This window comes from Methylobacillus pratensis (genome assembly GCF_054072455.1).
Genome location: NZ_JBSUSR010000006.1, coordinates 69,214 through 83,999 on the forward strand (window position 1 = coordinate 69,214; position 14,786 = coordinate 83,999).

Sequence of the window (14,786 nt, forward strand, 5' to 3'; positions counted from 1 at the left end):
TGGATAACGATGGCCCTGATCAGTCTACGCCAATTGCTGGATCACGCTGCCGAGCATGACTACGGCGTGCCAGCCTTCAACATCAACAACCTGGAGCAGGTGCAGGCCATCATGCGCGCGGCGGATGCGTGCAATAGCCCGGTGATCCTGCAGGCGTCTGCAGGGGCGCGCAAGTATGCGGGCGAGGTCTTCCTGCTCAAACTGGTCGGGGCGGCCATCGCCAGTTATCCGCACATCCCCATCGTGCTGCACCAGGACCACGGCGCCAGCCCGGCGGTATGCCTGCATTCCATCAAAACTGGCTTCAGCAGCGTGATGATGGACGGCTCCCTGCTGGAGGACGCCAAGACCCCGGCCAGCTATGCCTACAATGTAGAGGTAACGCGGCAGGTGGTGATGGCCGCGCATGCGGCGGGCGTGTCGGTGGAAGGCGAGCTGGGCGTGCTCGGCTCGCTGGAGACAGGCCTGGCGGGCGAGGAGGACGGCGTCGGGGCGGAAGGCCTACTAGACCACAGCCAGTTGCTCACCAGCCCGGACGAGGCGGTGGATTTCGTCGCGCAGACGGGCGTGGATGCATTGGCGATCGCGATCGGGACTTCGCACGGCGCTTACAAGTTCAAGCGTCCGCCCACCGGGGAAACGCTTTCCATCAGCCGCCTGCGCGAAATCCATGCGCGGTTGCCGAACACGCATCTAGTGATGCATGGGTCTTCCTCCGTACCGCAGGAGTGGCTGCGGGTGATCAACGAATATGGCGGCGAGATTCCCGAGACCTATGGCGTGCCGGTGGAGGAAATCGTCAAGGGCATCCGAAGCGGGGTGCGCAAGGTGAATATCGATACCGACCTGCGGCTGGCTTTTACCGGCGCGTTGCGCCGCTTTCTCGGGCAACCGGAACACCAGGCGGAATTCGACCCGCGCAAGATTCTGGCGGCCGCGACCGGTGGCATGCAAGCCTTGTGTCGGGAGCGTTTCGAGGCATTCGGCTCTGCCGGCCATGCGGCGCAAATCCAGCCTATCCCGCTTGATAAAATGGCGCAGCGATACGCTGCTTTCTAAGAGCCTGTTCACGATCAATTCATAGGGCACGCATGGCTGCAACACGTGTCCGATCAAGGCGCAGTCCGCAGGTAATGCTCATTGCCTTGCCAAGGACTGCAACGCGGAGCGGGCGCGTTTTGATGCCATGCCCTCCGGGTTGACCCGGCAGCGCAGCCGCTGCTGCGTTGCAAATCCTCGCCGGGCAATAAGCCCGGTTACAATGCGCATGCTTGTGGTTTGCGCCTTGCATCAATTACCCTGCCGGGACAACGTGCCCTATGAATTGATCGTGAACAGGCTCTATCGCTTCACGGCGGCGGATATTTACAGCGTATAATGCCGGGATCATTTGCCCGGACCAGCGCCGCTATGCAACCCAATAAATACAGTAAATTAGGCCAACGAGGCATCGGCCTCGTCGAGCAGGCATTGCTGGTGTTCATCGCCTTGGCGACGATAGTGGCGACCGGGCAGGCCGCGCTGCATATCTGGGATATGAGGGCCGTGACCGTGGCGGATTTGCTGCTGCTGTTCCTCTATCTCGAAATCCTCACCATGCTCAACCACTACTTGAGCTCGGGCACGCTGCCGGTGCGGTACCCCTTGTATATCGGCATCATTGCGCTGGCGCGCTACCTGGTGCTGGATATCAAGGAACTGGAAGCCTGGCGCATCTTCGCCGTGGCGGCTTCCATCCTGCTGATCGCCGTCGCCATCCTGGTGGTGCGCTACGGCCATGTGAAGTTTCCTTATTCCGATGGCCCCGAACAGGACCATCACAAATAGTTTTTGATAAAGGTACACGTTTTGACTACTCCCCTCATGCAATCCAGCATCAAGAGCCTGAAACTCATCAATCAGGGCAAGGTGCGGGATATTTATGACCTCGACGACCAACACATGCTGCTGGTGGCGAGCGACCGCCTCTCCGCATTCGACGTTATCCTGCCGACGCCGATCAAGGACAAGGGCGCGATCCTGACCCAGATTGCCAATTTCTGGTTCGAGAAGCTCAAGCATGTCGTGCCCAACCACCTGACCGGCATAGACCCTAATACCGTGGTGAGCGACCCTGCGGAACAGGCGCAATTGGGGCCGCGCGCATTGGTGGTGAAGAAGCTCAAGCCGCTGCCGATCGAGGCGATCGTGCGCGGCTACCTCGCAGGTTCCGGCTGGAAGGAATACAAGGCCAGCCAGAGCGTGTGCGGCATCCCGTTGCCGGCCGGCCTGCAGGAGGCGGCGCAGTTGCCCGAGCCCTTGTTCACGCCATCGAGCAAGGCGGAAGTAGGCGACCACGACGAGAACATCACGCTGGAAAAATGCGCCCAGCTATTGGGTAAAGAGTTGGCCGACAAGGTGGCGCGCATCAGCGTGCAGCTTTACAAGGAAGCGGCGGCCTATGCCTTGAGCCGCGGCATCATCATCGCTGACACCAAGTTCGAGTTCGGGCTGGACGAGGCGGGCGAGCTGTACCTGATCGATGAAGTGCTGACGCCGGACTCATCGCGCTTCTGGCCTCAGGACCAATACCAGGTCGGCAGCAACCCGCCAAGCTTCGACAAGCAATACGTGCGCGACTGGCTGGAATCCACCGGCTGGAACAAGACGGCGCCCGGCCCGGCCTTGCCGGACGACGTGGCAGCCAGGACGTCGGACAAATACCGCGAGGCGTTCGAGCGCCTGACCGGTAAGCCTTTCTAGCCAGGACATGCCCTGAAAGAAAAGCTGAAAAAGCTGGCGCGGCAGCTCAAGACCGAGCTGGAAGTCTACCAGTTGGTGCTGCGCCATCCGCAAACGCCCTGGCTGGCCAGGGTGCTGCTGGGGCTGGCGGTGGGCTATCTGCTGCTGCCGTTCGACCTGATCCCGGATTTCATCCCCATCCTCGGGCAGTTGGATGACCTGGTCATCGTGCCGGGCCTGTTCTATCTGGGCATCAAGTGCGTGCCGGCAGCGGTGGTTGCCGAATGCAGGCAGCAGGTCGCCGACCGCACCGCAGCCCAAAGATGATTTTTGCCCCTGATTTACGCTAAAATCCCGCGTTATCTTCATATTATTCAAACCAAAACCTATTTAAGGATCAATCCATGTCCCTCTGTAATGTGCCGGCAGGCAAAGACATCCCTAACGACTTCAACGTCATTATCGAAATCTCCATGCGTGGCGAGCCCATCAAGTTCGAAGTGGACAAGGATTCCGGCGCCGTATTCGTGGACCGTTTCATGGGTACCTCCATGCACTATCCATGCAACTACGGCTACATTCCGCAGACGCTGTCTGAAGACGGCGACCCCGTCGACGTGCTGGTGATCACCCCGATTCCATTGCAGCCGGGCGTGGTGATCCGCTGCCGCGCGATCGGCGTGCTGACCATGGAAGATGATGGCGGCGTGGACGCCAAAGTGCTGGCCGTGCCGGTGGACAAGATCTGCCCGCAATACAAGGACATCAAGTCCTACCAGGATATCCCCGAGTTCCAGCTCGCGCCTATCGCCCACTTCTTCGAGCACTACAAGGACCTGGAAAAGGGCAAATGGGTCAAGGTCGGCGAGTGGAAGGATGTTGAAGACGCCAAGGCGGAAATCGTCGCTGGCGTCGAGAGGTTCGGTAAGTAATTCAGTCCCGCAATAGAACTGATCAGGATCACAAAGAGGAGCAATGCTCCTCTTTTTTTATGCAATAAAAGCAGCAAGTGGCATGCATAAAGGAATGTTGGAGGCCGTTGCTAATTCCGGCAAATAAATAGGTAATTGTCTTACTTCGGCGTGGCATTCATGTCATTATGATGACAGGCGCGTGAAGCTGAAGATTGGCTCAAGTGTTTGCGATTAAGCGGCCTTGTGCCGGGGATATGATGGGATGGATGACAATTGCGGCTGAATAGATGATTAGTCAACTGAAGCTTGAAAGCTACCAGCTCGAGGCATTGCTGGAGTCGCTGCCTATCCCTATTTCCTGTGCCAGCCTGCAAGGCGGCAAGATTCTATTCATGAACGGCAAGTTTCGCGAGACCTACGGTTACCGCAGCAGCGATTTTTCCTCGGTGGAAGATTGGATCGTGCGGGTTTATCCCTTGGCAAACCAACAGGTAAGTGCACGCGAAAGGTGGTCGGCATATTTTGAGGGCGGCGGCAAACAGGTCTACGAGGTCCCCGCGGTAGAAGTGAATGTCCAATGCGCCGACGGCAGCATCAAGACGGCGCTTCACGGCGGGGTGATCCTGCCAGAGGCCGGCTTGGCCCTGGCGACATTTGTCGATATCACCGAGCGCAAGCGGGACGAAGCCACGCTCAAGGCGCTTGCGGAAAAGGATGCGTTGACCGGCTTGCTCAACCGCAGGGCGTTCGACTTCTATCTCGAGCACCTAACGCAGAAAGCCGCCGACGAAAACCAGATGCTGCTGCTGATCCTGCTCGACCTCGACCGCTTCAAGGCGATTAACGACACCTACGGCCACCAGACCGGCGACCTGGTCTTGAAGCATGTGGCCTCGGTGCTGTCGGCCTGCGTCCGCTCCAGCGACCACCTGGCGCGGTTTGGCGGCGACGAGTTCGGCATCCTGGCGCCCAACATCACCACCAAGAACACCGCTGAACGCCTGTGCAGCAAGATTATAGACATGCTGCACGAACCTTTCGACATCGGCGCCGACAATCCGTATCGGATCAATACCAGCATCGGGTTCGCCATTTATCCGCTGGCCGCGACTTCCTGCCAGCAGCTGTTCAAGAAGGCCGACGAGGCGCTCTACATATCCAAGAGCAACGGCCGGGGAATGTGGACGGCCGCCAAAGAAGAAGGCTGATCATTCGCCCACCTGCAACAGCAGCCCCTTGCGCCTCGCGATTTGGAAGTAGCCGAGGAATACGGCGACACCGACGGCCAGGTAGATGATATTCAGCCCTATTGCCCAGGCCATGTGGCTTGCATTGAAGCTGTGCTCTAACAGCAATGCGCGCATCCCTTCGAACACATGGCTTGCCGGCAACGCCAGGGCGACAGGCTGCAGCCAGCCGGGCAGGGTGGCGACCGGGTAATAGATGGCACAGAGCGGCTGGATCGCAAACACGCTGACCCAGGCGATGCTTTCCGCGCCCATGCCGTAGCGCAGCACGATACCGGATACGATCAGGCCGATCGCCCAGCCCATGACGATGAGGTTGAGGAAGAAGGCAATCAGCGGCAGGCCCATGTCGTAGATGTTGTAGCCGAACAGCGGGATGGCGATGAGGGTGGCGCCGCCGATGCCGATCAGGGTGCGGATCAGGCTCATGAGCAGCAGCGATGCCACCATTTCATAAGGCCGCAACGGGCTGACGAACAAATGGCCCAGGTTGCGCGACCACATTTCCTCCGTGAACACCAATGCAATGCCGAGCTGACCGCGGAACAGCACGTCCCAAAGCAACACCCCGGAAAGCAGGATGCCGCTGGCCTGAGCGATCAGGCTGCTGTTTCCTTGCAAGTACAAGGTGATGAAACCCCACAGTATCATCTGCACCGTAGGCCAGTAGACCATTTCCAGCACGCGCGGCCAGGAAGATCGCATCAGGTAGAGGTGGCGCAATGCTACCGCGCCGATGCGCCTAGGAGAGAAGTGGATATCCTGCATCAGGCAGGTTCCTTATGGCGCGCGATGTCGATGAAGACTTCCTCCAGGTTGTTGCGACCGTACTTGGCAAGCAGGCCGGACGGGGTGCCGGTATCCACCACCTGGCCTTTGCGCATCATGATCACGTCAGTCGCCATGCGCTCGACCTCGGCCATATTGTGCGATGCCAGCAGGATGCTGGCGCCAGTGTCGCGTTGGTATTGCTCCAGGTAGCTGCGGATGGAGTCCGCGGTGTCAGGGTCCAGCGATGCGGTAGGCTCGTCCATCAGCAGCAACTCGGGTTCGTTGAGCAGCGACTTGGCGAGGGAAACACGGGTTTTCTGGCCGGCCGAAAGCTGCCCGTAGCGCTTGTCCAATAGCGCATCCAGGTGCAGCGCCCCGGCCAGTTCCTCAATGCGCGGCTTGAGCCTAGGCAGCCGGTACAAATGCCCGTAGACGGTGAGGTTCTCGCGTATCGTCAGGCGTTGCGGCAGGTCGACGTAGGGAGAGGAAAAATTCATGCGGTGCAGAAGGCGGTAGCGATGCTGCAGCATGTCCTCGCCAAGGATGCGGATCTGTCCCTGGCTAGGAGTCAATAACCCCAGCAGCATGGCAATCGTCGTGGTTTTTCCCGCACCGTTGCCGCCCAGCAAGGCCGTGGTGACGCCGCGCTTGGCCTGGAAGCACAGGTTGTCGACGGCACAGAACTGGTCGAAATACTTGTACAGGCCGTCGACCTCGATGACGAATTCCTGGCTCATACCAAACTCCAGAGCATCTTGATGCCTACCACGTAGAGCAGCAGCGCAAACAGCTTTTTCAACACCGGGACCGGCAGCCTATGGGCCAGGTAAGCGCCAAACGGCGCGGTGAGCATGCTGGCGAGCGCAATGCCGGCGAATGCCGGCAGGTAGACATAGCCCAGGCTGTATGCGGGCAGATTGCCCTCCGCCAGGCCTGTGACGACGAAACCGAGTGTGCCGGCGACTGCGATCGGCAGCCCGATCGCAGAGGAGGTGCCGATGGCGTAGCGCGCGTTGAAATTGCAATAGATCAGGAACGGCACCGATAGCGATCCGCCGCCAATGCCGACCAGGCTGGAAAGCACGCCGATGACGCCTCCCATGCCCAAGGTGCCGGCCTTGCCTGGCAATTGCCTGTGGGCCGCCGGCGTGAAGTTAAACACCATCTGGGTGGCGATCAGCAATACGAACACGGCGAAAATCACCTTGAGTATCACGGTATCCAGCTGCCCGGCCAGTACGGCGCCGAGCAATGTGCCGATAACGATGCCGGGCGCGATCAGTTTGACCGCGGACCAATGCACGTTCTGTTTTTTATGGTGGGCGCGCGCCGAGGAAATCGAGGTGACGATGATCGTCGCCAGCGAGGTGCCGAGCGCGATATGCATGATGTGCTGCGGCGGGAACGCCAGTGAGCTGAAGATGACGACCAGGATGGGCACGATCACGGTGCCGCCGCCTACGCCAAGCAGTCCCGACAAAACCCCTGCCCCTGCCCCGGCAATAAAATAAAGTAAAAATTCCATATTGATCCGACAAAATCCTGGTGAATGTCAGGGACAGGCGAAGGTGCTGCTAGCGGCGGCTGGAAAGCCGGGCAATGGCATCGCCCAGCGGCGAGCCCTGCAGTTCGCTTGCCAGCTTTTCAAGGCTGGCTGCTGCGGCCGGGCTGAGCGTGCGCACTTTCTTGGCAGGCGTGCCCGCGGCAGATTGCACTTGCACTTCCACCCGAATTGAAGTAACTTCAAGCCCTTGTTTTTTCAGCCCAAGCATCAGGCTGGGCAGCATCAATTTGATTTTTGCAGCGACTGCGCCATTGGTGGCATAGACCGTCAGGCGCTTGTGGCTGAGACTCCCTGCCTGCGTATAAGGTTTCAGCGCGGCGGGTACTACGGCGTTCCATTTCTGCTGCGAAAGTGTCAGTTGCTCTGCTTGTTGCGAAAGAGCCGCCAATTCGGCATTTTCAGTAAACAATGCACTTACACGCAGCATGCCGGGCTCTCCCAAGGGGAAGTAATGAACATCATTTTAGTATCGAATAGTACTGCAAGGACCCGTAGCATCCCGCTGCCACTGGCCTTGCTCGTCATTGGCCTGCTGAGCGCGCTGCCAGCCTTGCTGCTTTGGGTGCTTATTGTGCCACAGGGTACCCACCAGCACAAAGGCGCCCCGGCTTCCATGCATTTCGCGAGCGCAGGCGAGCAGGCGCATATCGATGCGTTGGCGCAGCAGCTTGGCGAGATAGAGGCGAAGGTGTTGCGTCTGGATGCATTGGGCGCGCGGCTCTCCAGCCTGGCAGGCGTCAAGGCCAGCGACGCCGATGCCTTGCCGCCGGGGCGGGGCGGCCCCATGGTAGATGCGCGTACCATGTCCGAGGAGGAATTGAAGCAGCGCATCCAGGCATTGACGCAATCGATAGACCTCAACAGCGACAAGCTGAGCGTGCTCGAAGCCTCCCTGTTGCAGCAGCGCCTGAAGGCGAGTACATTGCCGAGCACCATGCCGACCGATGTGGCGTATAACTCCTCCAGCTATGGCTGGCGTGTCGACCCGTTTTCCGGCAAGGTCGCGTTCCACGAGGGCCTGGATTTCGTAGCGGACAGCGGGACGCCTGTGTATGCTTCTGCCGCAGGAGTTGTAACGGCTGCGGAGCAGACTCCCGACTATGGTAGAATTGTCAAGATTAACCATGGGTCGGGGCTTGAAACCCGTTATGCCCATGCATCCCAGTTGCTGGTGAAGGCTGGTGACCGTGTCGAGCGAGGCCAATTGATCGCCCGCGTCGGCAGTACCGGGCGTTCCACCGGGGCCCACCTGCATTTCGAGGTGCGCTTGAACGGGGCCGCGCTGGATCCGCGCAAGTATTTGCAAAGCGCGAATTAGATTTTGATTTTATTAACCAAACTTATTTTAAAGCTAACCTAGAGGTTTCCGTCCATACGGAAAAGTGGTGCCACTTCATGTTATCCGCGTTGTTCAAGAAAATCTTCGGTAGCCGCAACGAGCGGCTGGTCAAGCAATATGCACAGAACGTCAAGGCCATCAATGCGCTGGAACCCAGCATGCAGGCGTTGACGGACGAGCAGCTCAAAGCCAAGACGGAGGAGTTCAAGCAACGCTACCAGCAGGGCGAGTCGCTGGAAAAACTGCTGCCCGAGGCGTTTGCCGTGGTGCGCGAAGGTGGCCGCCGCGTGCTCAACATGCGCCATTTCGACGTGCAGTTGATCGGCGGCATGGTGCTGAATGCGGGCAAGATTGCCGAAATGCGCACCGGCGAGGGCAAGACCCTGGTGGCGACCCTGCCTGCCTACCTCAATGCCTTGACCGGCAAGGGCGTGCATGTGGTCACGGTGAACGACTACCTGGCGCGGCGCGATGCCGAATGGATGTCCCGCCTGTATAACTTCCTCGGCCTGAGCGTGGGCATCAACCTCTCGCAAATGCCGCACGATGAAAAGCAGAAAGCCTATGCGGCCGACATCACCTACGGCACCAACAACGAATTCGGTTTCGACTACCTGCGCGACAACATGGTGTTCACGGCGGAAGAGCGCGTGCAGCGCAGCCTCAACTATGCGCTGGTGGACGAGGTCGACTCCATCCTGATCGACGAAGCGCGCACCCCGCTGATTATTTCCGGCCAGGCCGACGACAGCGTGGACCTCTACCTGCAGATGAACAGCATCGCCGCCAAGCTGGTGCGCCAGGAAAAGGAAGACGGCGAAGGCGACTTCTGGGTGGACGAGAAATCGCATCAGGTATTGCTCTCGGAGCAAGGGCACGAGCATGCGGAGGCCTTGCTGGCCGAGGCGGGCTTGCTGGCCGAGGGCAGCAGCCTCTACGACGCTGCCAACATCAGCCTGGTGCATCATATGTACGCCGCCCTGCGCGCGCAATCGCTTTACCACCGCGACCAGCACTACGTGGTGCGCGATGGCGAAATCGTGATCGTCGACGAGTTCACTGGCCGCATGATGGCGGGCCGCCGCTGGTCAGACGGCCTGCACCAGGCGGTGGAAGCCAAGGAAGGCGTGACCATCCAGAAGGAAAACCAGACCCTGGCTTCCATCACCTTCCAGAATTACTTCCGCATGTACGGCAAGCTGTCCGGCATGACCGGCACCGCCGATACCGAAGCTTACGAGTTCAACCAGATCTATGGCCTGGAAACCGTGGTGATTCCTACGCACCGCCCATTGCAGCGCAAGGACCACATGGACAAGGTGTATCGCACCGCCAAGGAAAAGTACCAGGCGGTGATCGACGATATCAAGGAATGCCAGAAGCGCGGCCAGCCCGTGCTGGTAGGCACCACCTCGATCGAGAACTCTGAACTGATTTCCAGGGTGTTATCCGAGGCCAAGCTAGAGCACCAGGTACTGAACGCCAAGCAGCACGAGCGCGAGGCGCACATCATCGCCCAGGCCGGCCGTGCCGGCATGATCACCATTGCCACCAATATGGCGGGCCGCGGTACCGATATCGTGCTGGGGGGCAATCCGGAGGACGAAATCGCGGTGCTGGAAGCGGACGAGAGCTTGTCCGAATCCGACAAGGCGGCGCAGGTCGCCAAGATCAAGGCCGACTGGCAGGTGAAGCATGACGCCGTATTGGCGGCAGGCGGCCTGCATATCATAGGCACCGAGCGCCATGAGTCCCGGCGCGTGGACAACCAGCTGCGCGGCCGTGCCGGCCGCCAGGGCGATCCTGGTTCCAGCCGATTCTACCTGTCGCTGGAAGACCAGTTGCTGCGTATTTTCGCTTCCGACCGTGTCGCCGCCATCATGGAGCGCCTGAAAATGCCGGAAGGCGAGGCCATCGAGCATCCATGGGTCACGCGTGCGATCGAGAACGCCCAGCGCAAGGTCGAGGGCCGCAACTTCGATATCCGCAAGCAACTGCTGGAATATGACGACGTATCGAATGATCAGCGCAAGGTTATCTACCAGCAGCGCAACGAATTGCTCGAAGCCGCAGACGTGGGCGAGACCATTGCCGTGATGCGTGTGGACGTGATCCACGACTTGATTGCGACCTATATTCCGCCCGAAAGCCTGGAAGAGCAGTGGGACATTCCTGGCCTGGAAAAAGCCCTGCAAGCTGATTTGGGCCTCGAGATCCCGTTGCAGAAGATGCTGGAAGATAATCCCAACCTGCATGAAGAGACTTTGCGCGAACATATCGTCGAGACGGCCAATGCCGCCTACCAGGCGAAGGAAGACCAGGCTTCGGCTTCGGTCATGCGCCAGTTCGAGCGCGCCGTGATGCTGCAAAGCCTGGATAACCACTGGCGTGAGCACCTGGCGGCGCTGGATCATTTGCGCCAGGGCATCCACCTGCGCTCCTATGCCCAGAAGAACCCCAAGCAGGAATACAAGCGCGAGGCTTTTGCCCTGTTCTCCAGCTTGCTGGATACCGTCAAGCGCGAAGTGACCCAGGTGACCATGCTGGTCAAGGTGCAGAGCGAGGCGGATGTGCAAGCCGTCGAGAAGCCTGCCGAACTTGAGAACGTGCAATACCAGCATGCGGACTATGACGAAGCGCTCGGCAATGCCGATGACTCCGATGAGGCCGGCGAGCAGTCGGTCACGACATTCGAGCGTGCCGGCGCCAAGGTGGGCCGTAACGATCCTTGCCCTTGCGGTTCCGGAAAGAAGTACAAGCAGTGCCATGGCAAGCTGAGCTGATGCCAGGATCGAACAGATGCAGGCGCAAGCCCCGCAATTAGTTTCTCCCTGCATCGGGGCATGCGCGCTGGATGGCCGCCGGGAGTATTGCACGGGCTGCTTGCGTACGCTTGCTGAAATTCGCGACTGGCGTACCATGAATGATGCCGAGCGCCTGCAGGTGATGCGGGCGCTGGCAGCAAGGCGTCTCAGGCAGGCTTGAGGCAAAGGGTGGTCAATAGAATTCAGCGATAGTACAAGTAGCTTCGACAAGGCAGAGCGACAAGGTCAGGAAAGTGTTGTTGGCTGCCTTAAGCCGGGATATCCCGGCTTTTTTATTGCCTGCATTCCTGGGACTGTCGGGCATGCGTCAGCCGATTACGGTAAAATCAGCCTTTTGCGTTCCTGAGAAAAACCATCATGCCAGTCAATCTCGTCGCGCCCGAGGCGCATTCCCTGTTGCCGGTTCCAGGCGTAGAGCTTGGTATTGCAAAAGCCCATATCCGCAAGCCAGACCGCAAGGATATGCTGGTCATCAGGCTTGCCGAGGGTGCACGCGCGGCTGGCGTATTCACCAAGAACCGCTTCTGTGCGGCGCCAGTGACCGTCTGCAAGGAACATTTGGCCAAGACCGGCGGCGATATTCGTGCGCTGGTGGTCAATACCGGCAATGCCAATGCGGGAACCGGCGAGACTGGCCTGGAAAACGCGCGCGCTACATGTATTGAGCTGGCTAAGCTGTTGCAGCTCAAGCCTGAGCAGGTGTTGCCCTTCTCCACCGGCGTCATACTGGAACCATTGCCGATGGACCGTTTGCTGGCCGGCCTGCCTCAATGCGTGGCTGACCTGGGTGAACCACGCTGGTTCGATGCCGCCGAGGCCATCATGACGACCGACATCGTCTCCAAGGGCACTTCGCGTCAAATCACCCTGGGCGGCAAGGCCGTCACGGTTACCGGGATTTCCAAGGGTTCCGGCATGATCCACCCGAACATGGCGACCATGCTGGGCTATGTGGCAACGGATGCCGCGATCGGCCAGGCGGCGTTGGAAGCCTTGATCGATCACGCGGTGAACCGCTCCTTCAACTGCATCACGGTCGATGGCGATACCTCGACCAACGATTCCTTCATCGTCATGGCGACCGGCAAGGCAGGCAATGTTGAGATCGTTGATGTCGCCAGTGCGGAATTCCAGCAATTGCAGGATGCCATCACCGAAGTGGCGGTTGAGCTAGCCCAGGCGATCGTGCGAGACGGCGAAGGCGCCACCAAGTTCATGACGATCCAGGTCGAGTCCGGCAAGGACGTGGAGGAGTGCCGCCAGGTCGCCTACGCGATTGCGCACTCGCCATTGATCAAGACCGCCTTCTTTGCCTCCGACCCCAACCTCGGGCGGATTCTCGCCGCGATCGGCTATGCAGGCGTGGACGACCTCGACGTGAATGCCATGCAGCTTTACCTGGGCGATGTACTGGTGGCCGAGCATGGCGGACGCGCGGCAAGCTATGTGGAGGAACAAGGCGCTGCCGTGATGAAGGAAGCCGAAATCACCGTGCGCGTCGTGCTGAACCGCGGACAGGCCAATGCCACGGTCTGGACCTGCGATTTTTCCTATGACTATGTCCGCATCAATGCGGACTATCGCAGCTAGGACGACTCATGGCCGATCTCGAGCAATTGATCACCCGTGCCGAAGCTGTGCTGGCGAGGCTGGAAAGCTTCTTGCCGCCGCCGGCACCCGAACCTGACTGGAACGCCATTGCCTGGCGCTGGCAGGCATTGAACGGACGCGGCCACCTGGTGGCCGTGGAGCATCCGCATCACATCAGCCTGGACGACATCCGCAACGTGGATGAGCAAAAGGCTGAAATCGTGCGCAACACGGAGCAGTTCGTGCATGGCCATCCAGCCAACAACGTGCTGTTGACCGGCGCGCGAGGCACCGGCAAGTCCTCACTCGTGAAAGCGGTGCTGGGCGCGTTTGCGGGCCAGGGTTTGCGCCTGGTGGAGGTGGACAAGCAGGACCTAGTGGCATTGCCGGAAATCGTCGCCTTGCTGCGCGAGCGCAAGGAGCGCTTTATCGTCTTCTGCGACGACCTTTCCTTCGAGTCCAGCGATCCGGGCTACAAGGCGCTCAAGGTGGTGCTGGACGGTTCGATCGCGGCGACATCGGACAATGTCGTGGTGTATGCCACTTCCAACCGCCGCCACCTGATGCCTGAATACATGGCGGAAAACCTGGAGGTGACGCGGCATGGCGACGAGATCAGGCCAGGTGACACCACCGAGGAAAAGGTATCGTTGTCCGAGCGTTTCGGCCTCTGGCTGTCGTTCTATCCGTTCAGCCAGGATGAATATCTGTCCGTCGTTGCGCAATGGCTCAAGCATTACGGTATCGAACAAGTGGACGAGGAAACCCGCAGCGCCGCCTTGCTGTTTTCGCATACCCGAGGCGCGCGCAGCGGCCGGGTGGCGTACCAGTTTGCCCGCGACTATGTCGGCCGCCAGGCCTTGGCAGGAGCCAGACATCCATGAGCGTAGTACGTGCCGCCGTAGCCATATTGCAACGCCCTGACGGCCAGGTGCTGCTGGCCGAGCGTCCTGCCGGCAAGCCTTGGGAAGGCTGGTGGGAATTTCCCGGAGGCAAGATAGAGTCCGACGAAACTCCATATCACGCCCTGGTGCGCGAGTTACGCGAAGAGCTTGGGGTCGAGGTGGAAAAGGCCTATCCCTGGCTGCTGCGGCGCTTCGAATATCCCGACCGCAAAGTGGAGCTGCATTTTTTCATCGTGCGCGAATGGCAGCATGAACCGCGTGGCTGTGAAGGACAGAAACTGAGCTGGCAACGTCCTGCCGCATTGACCGTAGGTCCGATGCTGCCCGCCAATGAGCCTATCCTGGCAGCCCTGGGCCTGCCGTCCATTTATGCGATCAGCAATGCGGCAGAACTAGGGGAGCAGCGCTTCCTGAAACGCTTGCAGCATGCCCTAGACCAAGGGCTGCGCTTGCTGCAGTTGAGGGAAAAGCATTTGCCTGAGGAGAGCCTGCAGCGTTTGGCGGAGCAAGTGCTCAAGCTAGCGCAGCCTTACCAGGCCAGGGTGCTGCTCAATGGCGAGATTGAGACTGCGCGGGCATTGGGCATGGCCGGGGTGCATCTGTCTTCCGAGCGGCTGATGGCGCTTTCGGAGCGTCCTAGTGGCATGCTGTGCGCTGCCTCTTGCCATGATGCGCAGCAGCTCGCGCATGCCCAATCCTTGGCGCTGGATTTTGCCGTGCTGTCGCCAGTACTGCCGACATTAAGCCATCCTCAAGCCCAGGTATTGGGCTGGGAAGGCTTTGTCGCCTTGGTGCAGGACAGCAGCCTGCCGGTCTACGCATTGGGCGGCCTGCAGCAGGCGCATATGGAACAGGCATGGCAGCACGGCGCTCACGGTATCGCCATGATGCGCGGAGCATGGGACTGATC

At 59.7% G+C, this 14,786-nt stretch carries 16 protein-coding genes; 12 read left to right on the top strand and 4 right to left on the bottom strand.

What is annotated here, in order from left to right:
• Positions 1 to 9 precede the first annotated feature (9 nt).
• From fba to ACW4YW_RS12570, 6 genes are all read left to right on the top strand, one after another.
• Positions 10 to 1,059, top strand: a complete 1,050-nt coding sequence (gene fba, locus ACW4YW_RS12545) for a class II fructose-bisphosphate aldolase (protein WP_457137863.1) — start codon at positions 10 to 12, stop codon at positions 1,057 to 1,059.
• 351 nt (positions 1,060 to 1,410) lie between these two features.
• A complete protein-coding gene (locus tag ACW4YW_RS12550; protein ID WP_309566260.1) occupies positions 1,411 to 1,827 on the top strand; it encodes a phosphate-starvation-inducible protein PsiE in 417 nt (138 codons plus the stop codon).
• A gap of 21 nt (positions 1,828 to 1,848) precedes the next feature.
• Positions 1,849 to 2,742, top strand: a complete 894-nt coding sequence (locus ACW4YW_RS12555) for a phosphoribosylaminoimidazolesuccinocarboxamide synthase (RefSeq protein WP_457137864.1) — start codon at positions 1,849 to 1,851, stop codon at positions 2,740 to 2,742.
• A 75-nt stretch (positions 2,743 to 2,817) separates the two neighbouring features.
• Complete coding sequence (locus ACW4YW_RS12560; RefSeq protein ID WP_457137998.1) at positions 2,818 to 3,048, top strand: YkvA family protein; 231 nt, start codon at positions 2,818 to 2,820, stop codon at positions 3,046 to 3,048.
• 77 nt (positions 3,049 to 3,125) lie between these two features.
• Complete coding sequence (gene ppa / locus ACW4YW_RS12565; RefSeq protein ID WP_309566263.1) at positions 3,126 to 3,653, top strand: inorganic diphosphatase; 528 nt, start codon at positions 3,126 to 3,128, stop codon at positions 3,651 to 3,653.
• Positions 3,654 to 3,922: 269 nt separating this feature from the next.
• Entirely contained in the window at positions 3,923 to 4,843 is a 921-nt protein-coding gene (locus tag ACW4YW_RS12570; RefSeq protein ID WP_457137865.1) for a diguanylate cyclase domain-containing protein, read from the top strand.
• On the opposite strand, the gene ACW4YW_RS12575 is transcribed toward ACW4YW_RS12570, so the two are convergent.
• The 4 genes from ACW4YW_RS12575 to ACW4YW_RS12590 are packed head-to-tail and all read right to left on the bottom strand — an operon-like array spanning position 4,844 to position 7,644.
• A complete protein-coding gene (locus ACW4YW_RS12575; protein WP_457137866.1) occupies positions 4,844 to 5,650 on the bottom strand; it encodes an ABC transporter permease in 807 nt (268 codons plus the stop codon). It abuts the gene before it with no gap.
• Positions 5,650 to 6,390 (bottom strand): ABC transporter ATP-binding protein, encoded by a 741-nt coding sequence (locus ACW4YW_RS12580; RefSeq protein WP_457137867.1) that lies wholly within the window; start codon positions 6,388 to 6,390, stop codon positions 5,650 to 5,652. The genes ACW4YW_RS12575 and ACW4YW_RS12580 overlap by 1 nt, the downstream gene beginning before the upstream one ends.
• Entirely contained in the window at positions 6,387 to 7,178 is a 792-nt protein-coding gene (locus tag ACW4YW_RS12585; protein WP_457137868.1) for a sulfite exporter TauE/SafE family protein, read from the bottom strand. The genes ACW4YW_RS12580 and ACW4YW_RS12585 overlap by 4 nt, the downstream gene beginning before the upstream one ends.
• 49 nt (positions 7,179 to 7,227) lie before the next feature.
• Entirely contained in the window at positions 7,228 to 7,644 is a 417-nt protein-coding gene (locus tag ACW4YW_RS12590) for a DciA family protein (protein WP_457137869.1), read from the bottom strand.
• 24 nt (positions 7,645 to 7,668) lie between these two features.
• Here ACW4YW_RS12590 and ACW4YW_RS12595 point away from each other — a divergent pair, with 24 nt between their 5' ends.
• The 6 genes from ACW4YW_RS12595 (at position 7,669) to ACW4YW_RS12620 (ending at position 14,784) form a co-directional block, all read left to right on the top strand.
• The gene (locus tag ACW4YW_RS12595; RefSeq protein WP_457137870.1) at positions 7,669 to 8,535 is read left to right on the top strand and encodes a M23 family metallopeptidase; all 867 of its coding nucleotides are present in this window, start codon (positions 7,669 to 7,671) and stop codon (positions 8,533 to 8,535) included.
• Positions 8,536 to 8,612: 77 nt separating this feature from the next.
• On the top strand, positions 8,613 to 11,339 hold the full coding sequence (secA, locus tag ACW4YW_RS12600) for a preprotein translocase subunit SecA (RefSeq protein ID WP_457137871.1): 2,727 nt from the start codon (positions 8,613 to 8,615) through the stop codon (positions 11,337 to 11,339).
• A gap of 16 nt (positions 11,340 to 11,355) precedes the next feature.
• The gene (locus tag ACW4YW_RS12605) at positions 11,356 to 11,541 is read left to right on the top strand and encodes a DUF1289 domain-containing protein (protein WP_457137872.1); all 186 of its coding nucleotides are present in this window, start codon (positions 11,356 to 11,358) and stop codon (positions 11,539 to 11,541) included.
• 197 nt (positions 11,542 to 11,738) lie between these two features.
• Positions 11,739 to 12,971, top strand: coding sequence for a bifunctional glutamate N-acetyltransferase/amino-acid acetyltransferase ArgJ (argJ, locus tag ACW4YW_RS12610; RefSeq protein ID WP_457137873.1), 1,233 nt, complete (start codon positions 11,739 to 11,741; stop codon positions 12,969 to 12,971).
• Positions 12,972 to 12,979: 8 nt separating this feature from the next.
• Positions 12,980 to 13,855 (top strand): ATP-binding protein, encoded by an 876-nt coding sequence (locus tag ACW4YW_RS12615; protein WP_457137874.1) that lies wholly within the window; start codon positions 12,980 to 12,982, stop codon positions 13,853 to 13,855.
• Positions 13,852 to 14,784 (top strand): Nudix family hydrolase, encoded by a 933-nt coding sequence (locus ACW4YW_RS12620; RefSeq protein ID WP_457137875.1) that lies wholly within the window; start codon positions 13,852 to 13,854, stop codon positions 14,782 to 14,784. Before ACW4YW_RS12615 ends, ACW4YW_RS12620 begins: the two co-directional genes overlap by 4 nt.
• Positions 14,785 to 14,786: the final 2 nt, after the last annotated feature.

Bases quoted from the DNA above. Each gene is read 5' to 3' on its own strand.
- ACW4YW_RS12595 (WP_457137870.1), top strand. From the start codon at position 7,669: ATGAACATCATTTTAGTATCGAATAGTACTGCAAGGACCCGTAGCATC.
- ACW4YW_RS12570 (WP_457137865.1), top strand. From the start codon at position 3,923: ATGATTAGTCAACTGAAGCTTGAAAGCTACCAGCTCGAGGCATTGCTG.
- ACW4YW_RS12585 (WP_457137868.1), bottom strand. From the start codon at position 7,178: ATGGAATTTTTACTTTATTTTATTGCCGGGGCAGGGGCAGGGGTTTTG.
- ACW4YW_RS12620 (WP_457137875.1), top strand. From the start codon at position 13,852: ATGAGCGTAGTACGTGCCGCCGTAGCCATATTGCAACGCCCTGACGGC.
- ACW4YW_RS12605 (WP_457137872.1), top strand. From the start codon at position 11,356: ATGCAGGCGCAAGCCCCGCAATTAGTTTCTCCCTGCATCGGGGCATGC.
- ACW4YW_RS12580 (WP_457137867.1), bottom strand. From the start codon at position 6,390: ATGAGCCAGGAATTCGTCATCGAGGTCGACGGCCTGTACAAGTATTTC.
- argJ (WP_457137873.1), top strand. From the start codon at position 11,739: ATGCCAGTCAATCTCGTCGCGCCCGAGGCGCATTCCCTGTTGCCGGTT.
- fba (WP_457137863.1), top strand. From the start codon at position 10: ATGGCCCTGATCAGTCTACGCCAATTGCTGGATCACGCTGCCGAGCAT.
- ppa (WP_309566263.1), top strand. From the start codon at position 3,126: ATGTCCCTCTGTAATGTGCCGGCAGGCAAAGACATCCCTAACGACTTC.
- ACW4YW_RS12590 (WP_457137869.1), bottom strand. From the start codon at position 7,644: ATGCTGCGTGTAAGTGCATTGTTTACTGAAAATGCCGAATTGGCGGCT.
- ACW4YW_RS12575 (WP_457137866.1), bottom strand. From the start codon at position 5,650: ATGCAGGATATCCACTTCTCTCCTAGGCGCATCGGCGCGGTAGCATTG.
- secA (WP_457137871.1), top strand. From the start codon at position 8,613: ATGTTATCCGCGTTGTTCAAGAAAATCTTCGGTAGCCGCAACGAGCGG.
- ACW4YW_RS12615 (WP_457137874.1), top strand. From the start codon at position 12,980: ATGGCCGATCTCGAGCAATTGATCACCCGTGCCGAAGCTGTGCTGGCG.
- ACW4YW_RS12550 (WP_309566260.1), top strand. From the start codon at position 1,411: ATGCAACCCAATAAATACAGTAAATTAGGCCAACGAGGCATCGGCCTC.